This is a genomic window from Flavobacterium sp. HJJ, from assembly GCF_015351475.1.
GTDB classification, from domain to species: Bacteria; Bacteroidota; Bacteroidia; order Flavobacteriales; family Flavobacteriaceae; genus Flavobacterium; species Flavobacterium marginilacus.
This window is the reverse complement of record NZ_JADKPR010000004.1, coordinates 21,785-34,842: the sequence shown is the minus strand read 5'-3', so window position 1 is coordinate 34,842 and position 13,058 is coordinate 21,785. Positions and strand designations below refer to the sequence as shown.

Annotated in this window: 15 protein-coding genes; 6 read left to right on the top strand and 9 right to left on the bottom strand. The window is 34.9% G+C overall.

The window, feature by feature from the left end; translation table 11 throughout:
• Positions 1-253: 253 nt before the first annotated feature.
• The 6 genes from accC to pdxA all read right to left on the bottom strand — a co-directional run bounded on the left by accC (position 254) and on the right by pdxA (position 5,271).
• On the bottom strand, positions 254-1,600 hold the full coding sequence (accC, locus tag IRZ80_RS04580; protein WP_194640388.1) for an acetyl-CoA carboxylase biotin carboxylase subunit: 1,347 nt from the start codon (positions 1,598-1,600) through the stop codon (positions 254-256).
• Between the two features lie 106 nt (positions 1,601-1,706).
• Positions 1,707-2,189 (bottom strand): acetyl-CoA carboxylase biotin carboxyl carrier protein, encoded by a 483-nt coding sequence (accB, locus tag IRZ80_RS04575; protein WP_194640387.1) that lies wholly within the window; start codon positions 2,187-2,189, stop codon positions 1,707-1,709.
• Positions 2,190-2,211: 22 nt separating this feature from the next.
• Positions 2,212-3,210, bottom strand: coding sequence for a beta-ketoacyl-ACP synthase III (locus IRZ80_RS04570; RefSeq protein ID WP_194640536.1), 999 nt, complete (start codon positions 3,208-3,210; stop codon positions 2,212-2,214).
• Positions 3,211-3,387: 177 nt separating this feature from the next.
• Positions 3,388-3,585, bottom strand: coding sequence for a 50S ribosomal protein L32 (gene rpmF / locus IRZ80_RS04565; protein WP_035639771.1), 198 nt, complete (start codon positions 3,583-3,585; stop codon positions 3,388-3,390).
• A gap of 9 nt (positions 3,586-3,594) precedes the next feature.
• Positions 3,595-4,137, bottom strand: coding sequence for a YceD family protein (locus IRZ80_RS04560; protein ID WP_194640386.1), 543 nt, complete (start codon positions 4,135-4,137; stop codon positions 3,595-3,597).
• An 84-nt stretch (positions 4,138-4,221) separates the two neighbouring features.
• A complete protein-coding gene (gene pdxA, locus IRZ80_RS04555; RefSeq protein ID WP_194640535.1) occupies positions 4,222-5,271 on the bottom strand; it encodes a 4-hydroxythreonine-4-phosphate dehydrogenase PdxA in 1,050 nt (349 codons plus the stop codon).
• A gap of 58 nt (positions 5,272-5,329) precedes the next feature.
• On the opposite strand from pdxA, the gene IRZ80_RS04550 reads away from it, so the two are divergent.
• Positions 5,330-5,917 carry a riboflavin synthase gene (locus IRZ80_RS04550; RefSeq protein ID WP_194640385.1) on the top strand — a complete coding sequence of 196 codons (588 nt, stop codon included), beginning with the start codon at positions 5,330-5,332 and terminating at the stop codon, positions 5,915-5,917.
• Positions 5,918-6,268: 351 nt separating this feature from the next.
• On the opposite strand, the gene IRZ80_RS04545 is transcribed toward IRZ80_RS04550, so the two are convergent.
• Positions 6,269-6,769: a DUF456 domain-containing protein gene (locus tag IRZ80_RS04545; RefSeq protein WP_194640384.1), complete on the bottom strand. Its 501-nt coding sequence runs from the start codon at positions 6,767-6,769 to the stop codon at positions 6,269-6,271.
• Between the two features lie 112 nt (positions 6,770-6,881).
• On the opposite strand from IRZ80_RS04545, the gene IRZ80_RS04540 reads away from it, so the two are divergent.
• Complete coding sequence (locus tag IRZ80_RS04540) at positions 6,882-7,358, top strand: hypothetical protein (RefSeq protein ID WP_194640383.1); 477 nt, start codon at positions 6,882-6,884, stop codon at positions 7,356-7,358.
• A 410-nt stretch (positions 7,359-7,768) separates the two neighbouring features.
• On the opposite strand, the gene IRZ80_RS04535 is transcribed toward IRZ80_RS04540, so the two are convergent.
• Together IRZ80_RS04535 and IRZ80_RS04530 are read right to left on the bottom strand one after the other, a co-directional pair.
• Positions 7,769-8,866, bottom strand: coding sequence for a glycosyltransferase family 2 protein (locus IRZ80_RS04535; protein WP_194640382.1), 1,098 nt, complete (start codon positions 8,864-8,866; stop codon positions 7,769-7,771).
• Positions 8,863-9,807, bottom strand: coding sequence for a lysylphosphatidylglycerol synthase domain-containing protein (locus IRZ80_RS04530; protein WP_194640381.1), 945 nt, complete (start codon positions 9,805-9,807; stop codon positions 8,863-8,865). The genes IRZ80_RS04535 and IRZ80_RS04530 overlap by 4 nt, the downstream gene beginning before the upstream one ends.
• 79 nt (positions 9,808-9,886) lie before the next feature.
• On the opposite strand from IRZ80_RS04530, the gene IRZ80_RS04525 reads away from it, so the two are divergent.
• The 4 genes from IRZ80_RS04525 to hemW all read left to right on the top strand — a co-directional run bounded on the left by IRZ80_RS04525 (position 9,887) and on the right by hemW (position 13,051).
• On the top strand, positions 9,887-10,309 hold the full coding sequence (locus tag IRZ80_RS04525) for a DUF1003 domain-containing protein (protein WP_194640380.1): 423 nt from the start codon (positions 9,887-9,889) through the stop codon (positions 10,307-10,309).
• 8 nt (positions 10,310-10,317) lie between these two features.
• Entirely contained in the window at positions 10,318-10,872 is a 555-nt protein-coding gene (gene ruvC, locus IRZ80_RS04520) for a crossover junction endodeoxyribonuclease RuvC (protein ID WP_194640379.1), read from the top strand.
• Between the two features lie 36 nt (positions 10,873-10,908).
• A complete protein-coding gene (locus IRZ80_RS04515; RefSeq protein WP_194640378.1) occupies positions 10,909-11,799 on the top strand; it encodes a hypothetical protein in 891 nt (296 codons plus the stop codon).
• A 118-nt stretch (positions 11,800-11,917) separates the two neighbouring features.
• Positions 11,918-13,051 carry a radical SAM family heme chaperone HemW gene (hemW, locus tag IRZ80_RS04510; protein ID WP_194640377.1) on the top strand — a complete coding sequence of 378 codons (1,134 nt, stop codon included), beginning with the start codon at positions 11,918-11,920 and terminating at the stop codon, positions 13,049-13,051.
• Positions 13,052-13,058: the final 7 nt, after the last annotated feature.

Here is a 13,058-nt window from a genome sequence, read left to right as displayed (position 1 = left end):
TAATGAAAATAGTATGCCATTAATTAAAATAAAAGTATCAAAGGCTGTCAGGGCTTGTTTTTAAAGGGGTTTTTTGAAACATGCCAAAATTCAAAATAAATGAAAAGTGTATAATTCTATGGATAGCTGTATAAAAAGTATACACAAATAGTGTTTACTTTAAAGCATAAAAAAGAAACCCTTTCAGAATTTTGAATTCTAAAAGGGCTTAAAATAAAAAAGGCTGTCTAATATTGACAGCCTTTAAAAATTATTATTCTACTGGATTCATTTTGAAAGTATCCATGAAAGCAGTTGTATAATCGCCTTCAATATATTTAGGATTATCCATCAATTGTCTATGAAACGGAATAGTTGTTTTGATTCCTTCGATTACGAATTCATCTAATGCTCTTCTCATTTTACTAATAGCTTCTTCACGTGATTGAGCAGTAGTAATCAATTTAGCAATCATAGAATCGTAATTTGGCGGAATAGTATAACCAGAATATACGTGAGTGTCTAGACGTACTCCATGACCTCCAGGCATATGTAATGTGGTAATTTTTCCTGGCGAAGGTCTGAAATCATTATAAGGATCTTCTGCATTGATACGAACTTCGATAGCGTGTAACTGCGGAAGGTAGTTTCTTCCTGAAATTGGCACACCAGCAGCAACTAGAATCTGCTCACGGATCAAGTCATAATCAACAACCTGTTCAGTAATCGGGTGTTCAACTTGGATACGGGTATTCATTTCCATGAAATAGAAGTTTCTGTGTTTGTCAACCAAAAATTCAACAGTTCCAGCACCTTCGTATTTTATAAATTCAGCTGCTTTTACAGCTGCTTCACCCATTTTTGTACGCAGTTCGTCAGTCATAAATGGAGAAGGAGTTTCTTCAGTCAATTTTTGATGACGGCGCTGAACAGAACAGTCTCTTTCAGAAAGGTGACAGGCTTTACCGTAAGCATCACCAACAACCTGAATTTCGATGTGGCGCGGCTCTTCGATTAATTTCTCCATGTACATCCCATCGTTACCAAAAGCTGCAGCCGCTTCCTGACGGGCACTTTCCCAGGCTTTCAAAAGTTCTTCTTCTTTCCAGATAGCTCTCATCCCTTTTCCGCCGCCGCCGGCAGTAGCTTTCATCATTACTGGATAACCTATTTTTGCAGCAGTTTCTTTCGCGTCTTCATAAGAATCTAAAATTCCTTCAGAACCAGGAACGCAGGGAACACCAGCTTCAATCATTGTTGCTTTTGCAGAAGCTTTGTCTCCCATTCGGTCAATCATTTCTGGAGAAGCACCAATGAATTTTATATTATGTTCCTGACAGATTTTTGAAAATTTTGCGTTTTCAGACAAGAAACCGTAACCAGGATGAATTGCATCTGCATTTGTAATTTCGGCAGCAGCAATAATATTAGACATCTTTAAATAGGAAAGGTTACTTGGAGGCGGTCCTATACAAACAGCTTCGTCAGCAAATTTCACATGCAGGCTTTCAGCATCTGCAGTAGAATAAACAGCTACCGTTTTGATACCCATTTCTCTGCAGGTTCGGATGACACGAAGCGCAATCTCTCCTCTATTTGCTATTAGTATTTTTTTAAACATTTTTTTTCAATTAGATAATTAGGCAATTTTGATAATTAGATAATTAGTTTTTTAGTTTGATTTAAAATCAGTCAGTAATCTAAAATCTGCAATCTAAAATCTAAAATTATGATGGATCTACTAAGAATAAAGGCTGGTCAAATTCTACAGGAGACATATCGTCTACCAATATTTTTACGATTTTACCAGATACTTCTGATTCAATTTCGTTGAATAATTTCATTGCTTCAATTACGCAAAGAACATCTCCTTTAGCAATGGCTTTACCGACTTCAACAAACATAGGTTTATCTGGAGCAGGTTTTCTGTAGAAAGTACCAATGATTGGTGATTTTATAGTAATGTAATTGTTTTTCTCAACTGGTTCAGCTGCAGGAACAGCTGCTACAACAGGAGCAATCTGCTGTGGAGCGGCAGCTTGCGGAAGAATGTTTTGGGCAGGTAACTGCTGCACATAAGTCGCTTCGGTAACGTTACCTTCTAAAGTAGTTCTGATGGTGATTTTTACATCGTCCATTTCTAATTTTACTTCTGCAACACCTGAATTTGCTACAAATTTAATTAGATTTTGAATTTCTTTTAAATCCATAATTTTTTCTTTTTAGTTTAATTTATTTTTTGTCGTAGGCCCAAGTTAAGTAAATTGATCCCCAAGTGAATCCGCCTCCAAAGGCAGCAAAAATGATAGTATCTCCTTTTTTGAAAAGATGTTCAAAATCGTATAATACTAAAGGTAATGTCGCAGATGTAGTATTGCCGTATTTTTCAATATTCATCAATACTTTCTCGTCTTCCAGATTCATTCTGTGGGCAGTTGCATCAATGATGCGTTTGTTTGCTTGATGGGGTACAAGCCAATTTACATTTTCGTTGGTTAAATTGTTTCTTTTTAAAATCAATTCGCTTGCATCAGCCATATTGGTTACTGCATATTTGAAAACAGTTTTTCCGTCTTGAATAATGTTATGCTTGTTGTCATTTACGGTGTCAATACTTGTTGGTAAGAGTGATCCGCCAGCAGGTATTTTTAAGAAATCACGGCCTACGCTGTCGCTTCTTAAGTATTCATCTTGTAATCCGTATCCTTCGTAGTTAGGTTCAAATAATACTGCACCTGCACCGTCTCCAAAAATAATACAAGTAGATCGGTCTTTGTAATCAACAATAGATGACATTTTATCGGCACCTATCAGCAGTACTTTTTTGTATCTTCCGGATTGAATATAAGCTGCTGCAGTTGACATTCCGTAAAGGAAACTTGAACATGCTGCCTGTAAATCATAAGAGAATGCATTTGTAGCTCCTATAGATGTTGCTACATGTGCTCCCGTTGAGGCTACTGGCATATCTGCAGTTGCGGTTGCCATTAAAACTAAGTCTATTTCAAGAGGGTCAATATTTGATTTTGCGATTAAATCCTGCGCTGCTTTTATAGCAAGAAAAGAAGTTCCTTTATCAGCATCTTTTAGTATTCTTCTTTCTTTAATTCCTGTGCGTGTGGTTATCCATTCATCATTAGTGTCTACCATTGTTTCCAGAACTTTGTTGGAAAGAACAAAATCCGGAACATAACCACCAACAGCGGTAATTGCGGCTGTAATTGTACTCATTAATATGCGATTATTTATTGCAAATGCTGCCATTTGCAAAATTTTTAAAAGTCTCTAAAATTACAATAAAAAAACTAAACTAATATTGTTAAGTTTTTCTTATTTGAGGGGGTAAATTATAAACAACAAAAAAAACTCTCACGAGGTGAGAGTTCTAGTATAATTTACAAAAACGTATTAAGCAAGAGCTACTTCAGATTTGTCGATAACAACTTGTCCTCTGTAATACATTTTACCTTCATGCCAGTAAGCTCTGTGGTATAAATGTGCTTCTCCAGTAATTGGGCATGTAGCGATCTGAGCTACTGTAGCTTTGTAATGTGTTCTTCTTTTGTCTCTTCTTGTTTTTGAGGTTTTTCTCTTAGGATGTGCCATTTTACTATATTATTTATCCGTTAATAGTTGCTTTAATTTGTCCCAGCGCGGGTCTGTATTTTCTTCTTCTTTTTTTTCTTTTTTTTGCTCTTTAATTGTTAACTCTTTCAGTTTTGTCAAAGCTTCAGTGTTTAAACTGCCATCCTTTATACCGGGATGGATTCTTTTTTGAGGAACTGAAAGTATTATCATCTCATATATATATTGAGCGATGTCTATTTCAAATTCTCCAAAAGGAAGTATTAGCAGCTCTTCATTGTCATTGTTGAAAGTTTCTCCAAACCGTACAATTAGTTTTAATTTTCCTTTTATTGGTAAATCAAAATCTTCACTTGTAAGGTCACACGGAACATTGATAGTTCCTTCATGTTTGAAACTTAACTCTAACAGGTTGCTTTTTTTGTCTAAAACTACAGTTACTTTGATGTCTGAATTTTGAAATTCATTATAATCAAAGATTTCAAAGAACGCATTATCTATTTGATACTCAAATTTGTGTTTTCCTAGCTTCAATCCTACGAAAGGGATTGTATATTCTTTTGTCTTGCTCATTTCAACAACAATTTGCCCTAAACTTCGGGAGTGCAAAGATATAAAATAATTGTAAATCCAAGAATGTTATTCACCTTTTTTTGTTTATAACTGTTTTTCTTTTGTTTTTAGGGGTTTTTGGCTGATTTCTGCATGCAGATTTCTGGAATTATATACATCAATTGCAAGATAGACAGCTTCTTTGAAAGAATTATAGTCGGCTTTATTCTTTCCTGCGATGTCATATGCGGTTCCGTGATCTGGAGAAGTCCTAACTTTGTTAAGTCCAGCTGTATAATTTACGCCATTTCCAAAAGATAATGTTTTGAAAGGGATTAATCCCTGGTCATGATATGCAGCAATAATAGCGTCGTATTTTTCGTATTGGCTGCTTCCAAAGAAACCATCGGCGGCAAAAGGACCAAATACTAATGTTCCTTTGTCGAATAATTTTTTCAATGCTGGCTTTAATACTTTGTCGTCTTCAGTTCCGATAACGCCTCCGTCACCACAGTGAGGATTAAGGCCGAGTACTGCAATTTTGGGTTTGTTGATGCTGAAATCCTGAATTAGAGTCTGATTTATAGTTTCAATTTTTTTGAAAATTAACTCTTCGGTTAAATGTGAAGCAACTTCGTTGATTGGGACGTGATCTGTTAATAAACCAACTCTCAGATTGTCCTGTACCATCAGCATTAACGCATTGCCTTCTAATTCTTGATTTAGATAATCAGTATGTCCCGGAAATTTAAAATCTTCAGACTGAATGTTGTATTTATTTATAGGTGCTGTAACTAAGACATCGATATCTCCCTCTTTTAACGCTTTGGTGGCAGCAGTAAATGATTTGATTGCATATTGTCCTATTTTTTCGTCATTGGTTCCAAGGTTTAAATCGACTCCTTCTCTCCAAAGATTGAAAACATTTACTTTACCAATCACAATTTGGTCTAGTTTGTCGATACCGTGTAAGGGAACTGTGGATTCGAAACTCTTTCTTATAAATGACAAAATTTTTACATTGGCAAAAATAACAGGGGTGCATAATTCTAACATGCGGCTGTCTTCGAATGTTTTTAGAATTACTTCGCTTCCAATACCGTTTAAATCTCCTATTGAAATTCCTACGATTATATTTTCTGCTTTTTTCATAATGTCCTCTAGTTATTTATTGCTAATTTTGAACTGCAAATTTAGTAAAATAAAATAAGAAATGTTTACAGGGATTATTGAAACACTTGGCAAAGTTCAAGAAGTTAAAAAAGAGCAGGATAATATTCATATCACTATAGATTCAGTGTTGGCTGATGAATTAAAAATTGATCAAAGCGTTGCTCATAACGGAATATGTCTGACTGTTGTAGCTATTGAAGGAACACTTTATACGGTTACCGCTATTGGAGAAACTATAAAAAAAACTAATATTTCAGATTGGAAAGCTGGAGATAAAGTTAATCTGGAAAGAGCGATGAAACTAGGAGATCGTCTGGACGGGCATATTGTGCAGGGGCATGTGGATCAAACGGCGATTTGTATTGTGGCTGAGGAAACCCAAGGAAGCTGGCTGTATACTTTTGAATATGACACTGCTTTGAAAAATATTACTATCGAGAAAGGTTCTGTTACTGTAAACGGAGTTAGTCTGACTGTGGTGGATTCTGGTAAGAATAATTTTAGTGTAGCTATTATACCTTATACCTATGAACATACTAATTTTCATTCGTTTGTTGTGGGAACCAAAGTAAACTTGGAATTTGATGTAATTGGGAAGTATGTTTCTAGGCTTTATGCAGATAAATAGAGGGATTGAACGTTGCTCAAAGATTGCTGTATCATAATGAAAACAGAAGTATATACTTCCAACAAAGGAATTTGGGAATTTAGTATATCCTATGCCGTTTGAAACTAAAAAAGAAGCTTTAATCGAAGAGCTGCTATTAAAAAAGCTCAATAGAAAACCAATTGAATTATTAATCCAAAGTAAAAAATTCGAATTATAGTTTTAAAATACAGGTCTGCGGGTTCGAGTTCTCCCGTTCTAAAACCGAGATAAATATTGTTAGAAGCCTTTCTTAACGGGAAGGTTTTTTTATTCTGTGTTTCCCTGAACAAACAGTAAAGATGCACCGCAGCGTATCTTTGTAATGTGAATTTAAAACAAACCGCCTCTATTCTGCCACACAATCCAAAGAAACAGTCCTAGATACATCATACAGACAACAAACTTCATAAAAGACGAAGCCAGAAAGCCTATCAATGAACCTGTAGCCGCTTTCAAAGCACGCTGATGGTCTTTGTAATCATAAATAAGTTCTCCAACAAAAGCCCCTGCAAAAGGTCCGATAATAAATCCCAGCGGAATGGGTGCAAAAATCCCGACAATCAATCCAATATTGGTTCCCCAAATACCATAAGAACTTCCGCCAAATTTTTTGGTTCCTTTAGCGGGGATAACATAATCCAAAATGGTCAGAACAATCGTAATCAATAAGGAAATCCCCAAAATCCAGTAATTGGCAGGAACAGCTTTTGTAAAATACAGCAGTACAATTCCGATCCAGCTGACGCTTGGCCCCGGTAAAACTGGTAAAAAACTTCCAAAAACTCCCACAATAACACAAACTAAACCCAAAATCAAAAGCAGGATATCCATAAAAATATTTTTAGTAATTTTGAGACCGAAAATACAATGTGTATTCCATATACGAATATGAGAAAAATAATTGTATTTTTATATAATAGTATTCCCATTCAAAAAACAAGCCTTGAAGCAGTATTTCCTTTTTTTAGTTTTTATATTTTTTAATTCCTGTCAGTATTTTGACAAGCAGATTCCTTCAGAAAAAGAATTATTGCAAAAGGAATTGAAAGCTATTAATTGGAAAGAAGTTGACGAATATCCCTCAATGGTAGACTGTGATAAAATTGAAGATAAAAAGCAGCGTCAGCAATGCTTTTTTGAGGTTTTGACTCAGTTAATTCAGGAAAAACTGTGCAATGACACACTTGCAATGCTATATCCAGAGCTGGACACCATCGAAGTAAAAGTAACCGTTTTTCCAAACGCAACTATGAAATTTGAACCGCAGTTCCCGAAAGATTCTGTGGCTTATGATAAAGTCAAAATTGACAGTATCCTCAAAGTCCGCCTAGTGGATTTCCCAAAAATCAATCCGGCAATAAAGAGGGGAATTCCAGTAAAAACTCAGTTTATTCTTCCAGTAATTTTAAAAGTGGAGTAGAATAGATTTAAGAATTCAGATTTCATCATAAATTTTCAACTTGAGTATTGTTTAGATAAGGAGCTATTTCCAGCTGTACACTATATCTGTTGTCCCGAACCCCGGGACAACAGGATGCCGTTTCCATCCTACCGTGTGGACACATCTTTTAATAGGCCACAGATGACACGGATTTAAATCGATAAATTTGTTGTTTTTTAAAAAATGTATTGAAAAAAACATAAGTTTTATACATAATATTTTTAGTATACAACCAAAAAATCAGCGATAATCTGCCCAATCTGCGTGCTATTTTAACATAAAATATTTGTGTCCACACGGTAGGTTTCCATCTGGGCTAGAGCATTCGTTTTCATGACAAGATTTGTTTAAGATTAAGAATATTGAGAAACAATCTAACAATCTAAATTCTAAAATCTTCTCCCTTTCCATTCGTATTTTCCAAAAAGAGAATACAAAGCCACGACAGTGCTGAAAAACGGATACCACAAACTGCTTAAAAGTAAAAAACGAATTTCATGTTTAGTTAAAAATTTATTTGTTTGATTTATTAGCACAGTATCAATTCCAAATTTAACCAGGAAATACATTCCGATAAAAAAATAAGGAAGCATTCCCAAGAAAGTCATCACAAAACAATACACAAATCCGAAATTCATCAAAAATACAATTAGTCCTAACCTTTTCCCAAAAAGACTTTGATACGAAGTGGTTTTGGAAGCCCAGCGCATGCGTTGGTAGAACAACGATTTCCAATCATCGACTGGTTTTGTAGTAACGATGGTATTTTTGGATTTTAAATAAACGACTTTTTCAGGGTATTCGATTACGGCCTTCTGTAATAAAAAAACATCATCACCACTCGCAATTGAATTATTGCCTTCAAAGCCGTTTAACTTTTGAAAAAATGATTTGGTATAGGCAAAATTGGCTCCATTGCACATAAACCCTTTGTCGATTCCAAAACTGCCAATAGTTGCGCCTTGCAGACTCGCCAAATCCAATTGTTGAAAATGATGCAAAAAAGAATTTTGGCAAGCATAAGTAACCGCTCCTGCAATCATTGAAACATGATGCAGCTGAATGAAATTGTCCAATGCCAGTAACCAATTTTTGTGAACCACACAATCCGCATCGGTGGTGATGACCCAATTGGTTTTTACAATTTCCATAGCCGTTGTAATGGCATCTTTTTTTGGTGAATTTGATTTTCTAATGTTCTCAATCAACGAAATCTTAAATCTTAAATCGTTAATCTTAAATCTTAAATCTGAAGCATCATCCACCAAAATCACTTCAAACAAATCCGTCGGATAATTCAATTTTGAAATACTTTCCAATAGAATCGGCAAATTCTCTTCTTCATTTCTGAAAGGAACAATAATACTAAAGCTGGTTTTTGGCGCCAAGCCAATATATTCAAATTGATTTATTTTGGTAAAACCATAAATGAGCAAGCTAATAGTCAGCATATAAAGGATTGCTATGCCAAATAAAAACAAAATCATTGCTCTGTTTTTGTTTTAAAATTCAAGACATAATAGCTTCCCCAAATAACAGGTAAAACCACGTTCAGGAACCACATCAATGTAGAGACAAAGACAACCACCCACTCGTTAACGCCCAATATTCCAAAGAAATATACGGCTACGCTTCCTTTTACGGCAAAATCCAAAAATTGGAAAGTAGGTAAAGCCGAAGCCAGTAAGTAAACGCTCGTTATGACTGACATCAAAATGAGGTATGGCAAATCCACATCAAAAACGAGAAACAAAAAATAGTATTGATGAGAGAAAACCAAATAGCGCAAAATAGCCAAAAGCATATTTTTTTGATGAATCGATTTTGGGATTTCATTAATTTTATGGATCAGTTTTTCAATGGAATAACCTTTGATATTTACTTTTTTCGAAAAAAATAAAGCGACAGAAACTAAAAAGCAAATTCCAAAAAGGATAGCAATAGATTTTTGAGTGATCACATTGTATTGTGCATTGAAATAAAGCAGTCCAAAAATTCCAAAAATAACCGTCAGTATCATCTGTATTCCGTTGCAGATCAGGTTTAGAAACACTATTTTTTTGGTTTCCTTTTTATCAAAATACAATGCTTTTCCCGCATATTCACCCACGCCGTTTGGTGTAAACAGACCCGCTGTGAGTCCTGCGAGAACTTGTTTGGTCGCTTCGCCCAAAGAAATAGGACGGAGATAAGAAACTAAATATTTCCATTTTAAAATTTCAAATAAGCGGTTCAAAACACTCAGAAGCAAAATAAAACTGATTCCGGAAACCGACTGATTCTTATGAAACAGCACTAAGAATTTTTGCCAGTTCAGTTTGTCATTGTTCGCTAGCTGATTGTAAATAAAATAAAAGGCACCGCCTACAATCAAAAGTTTGACTAGAAGTACGAGGAATTGTTTAGCTTTGTGTGGTATTGAAATCATACCGCAAAGTAAAGGAAAAACTATTATACAAGATAGCATAAAGTCAAACAGAGATTCGTAAATCTAATACTAAAAAGAAATGAGCAACAACAAAACGTGGCACGAAAAACACCATGAAGCATTAGGCTTTGGGAGCCGTTTGGCCGATTGGGTGGCCAAGGGAATGGGATCTTGGAAGTTTATTATTCTTCAGACCATTTTTGTGATGATTTGGATGGGATTGAACCTCGTTGGTTATGTGTATCACTGGGATGCATATCCTTTTATATTACTGAATCTTCTTTTCTCGACTCAGGCTGCTTATGCTGCACCGATTATTATGATGTCGCAAAACAGACAGAGCGAAAGAGACAGGATTCAGGCGCAATCGGATTATCAGACTAATGTTGATGCAAAACTCGAAATTGAAGCACTGGCAATTCGATTGGATAAAATCGAAGTCGAAAAATTGGATAAAATAATTAAGATGCTCGAAGAAATGGAAAGCAATTCGGCTAAATAAAACAAACTTTGACAAAAGAACGCATTATATTAGGAATAGACCCCGGAACCACGATTATGGGTTTTGGATTGATAAAAATTGTTAACAAGAAAATGGAATTCTTGCAGCTCAACGAACTGCAGCTGTCCAAATACGACAATCATTACCAAAAACTGAGAGTTATTTTTGAACGTACCATCGAGTTAATCGAAACCCACAATCCAGACGAAATAGCGATTGAAGCTCCTTTCTTTGGCAAGAACGTACAATCCATGTTAAAATTAGGAAGAGCGCAGGGCGTAGCAATGGCTGCAGGACTTTCCAGAGATATTCCAATTACCGAATACGAACCCAAAAAAATAAAAATGGCAATTACCGGAAACGGAAATGCTACCAAAGAACAAGTTGCCAAAATGCTTCAGCAGTTATTAGGTTTAAAAGAACTGCCTAAAAATCTGGATTCTACAGATGGCTTGGCGGCTGCGGTTTGTCACTTTTTCAATTCGGGTAAAATTGTTGCGGGTAAAAGCTATTCTGGCTGGGATGCTTTTGTGAAACTGAATGAAGATAGAGTAAAAAAATAAGTATATTTGTAAAAAATAACTTAACCTTTTTAAATAATGATTAAAATTAAATTTATTGCTTTTATTCTATTTACAGTTCTTATCACATCATGTTCTTCGGGAGATGATAGTAATGACAATAATAATCAAACAACAGGCGGATCTTTTGACTTAGTTTATAATAACGAAACAAAAAAAGTAAGTTCATGGGAAGCAAAAAAAATAGATGATTACATACAAGTTGAAGGTGTAACATCTGACGGAATTGGAGTTAATTTTGTATTTAATGTTTATGGGAACTTGTACGAAGGATTTACTGATGGTACTTCAGTAACAAGTTCTGTAGTTAAGCATGAAGTTTCAGATGTTTTTACCTCTAATACTTTTACTTTTACTTTAGAGGAACTTAATACAGCCAATAAAACGGTAAAAGTAAAATTTTCGGGTAAATTATATGAACATGGATACGATTACGAGGCAAATTATATTACAGATCCAACAAAATTCATTCCAGTAAGCGGTTCGTTTACCGTTTCTTATAAAGATTTGACTGCTGATATTCCCGGATTGGGAACTTTTGCAAAGTTGGATGGCAAAGACTGGCATGGTATGTCGCTTGACAGTTCTACTGAATTGATAGGTTTTGACAAAATTACAACACTTAATGTGGAGAATGATGGAGAATATAGTTTAGGAATTGTTTTTCCAAAAGCTGATGTTAAAACGGGTACATTCCCTTTTACAAGCAATGCTTCTTACAACAGAATTTCTTTTATGAAATTTGATTTAGCAACACATGAATATGTAGTTTATAATGTTTCAGGCACTATAACTTACACTATTGTAAATGATGTTTATGTGGAGGGGACTTTTAGTTTGACAGCAACTAATCCTGTTAATAATTCAAAAATTGTCATTACAAATGGAAAGTTTAAAGAAGGGAGATAAATAACAATATACCTAAATATAAAATTAATCTCTGAAGAGAAATTAAAGATATTTTTAATTTTATCGGAGATTAATGGTAATTATTCAAGAGCAAGATTTAACTTGCTCTTTTTTTATTATGTCAGGAATCTATATACACATACCATTCTGCAAGCAGGCTTGTCATTACTGCGATTTTCATTTTTCGACTTCGATGAAGAAGAAAGATGAAATGGTTTTGGCTATTGCCAAAGAAATCCGAATGCGTAAAAATGAGTTTGAAAACGAAGTGGTAGAAACTATTTATTTCGGCGGAGGAACACCTTCAGTATTGCAGATTTTAGATATTAGATTTTTGATTTCAGAAATATCTGCTTACTACAGAGTTTCTGAGAATCCCGAAATCACTCTAGAAGCCAATCCCGATGATTTATCAAGAGATCGAATAATCGAATTGTCCAAGACTTCAATTAATCGGCTAAGCATCGGAATCCAGTCTTTCTTCGAAGATGATTTGAAAATGATGAATCGCGCTCATAATTCGGCGGAAGCCAAAGAATGTTTAGAATTTGCAACCCAATATTTCGATAATATTTCATTGGATCTGATATATGGAATTCCGGGAATGAGTAACGAAAGATGGAAACAAAATATCGAAACCGCTTTGAGTTTTGGAATACCGCACATATCAAGTTATGCTCTAACGGTCGAACCCAAAACAGCTTTGAACAAACTCATTCAAACTGGAAAAATAGCAAAACCTAACGATGAATCGGCTCAGGAACATTTTGCAATTTTAGTCGAGACATTGGAAGCAAATGATTTTATTCATTATGAGCTGTCTAATTTTGGAAAGGAAAATTATTTCTCGAAGAACAATTCGGCTTATTGGCTGAGGAAAAAGTATATTGGAATTGGTCCGTCTGCTCATAGTTATGACGGAGTTTCCCGCAGCTGGAATGTTTCCAATAATCCTCTTTATTTAAAATCTATTCAAGAAGATAAATTACCGAATGAAATAGAAGTTTTATCCATCGCCGACCGTTACAATGAATATATTATGACGGGTCTTCGAACAATTTGGGGTGTTTCTTTGGAAAGAATTGAAGCGGAATTTGGAATTGATTATTTAAACTATTTGCGTAAACAAGCTCAGAAATATCTAAACGACGGCTTGCTTTCAATTGAAAACAATATTTTGAAACCAACTTCAAAAGGAAAATTCCTGACAGATGGAATTGCTTCGGATTTATTTTATTTAAATTTGGAATGAAATAGTT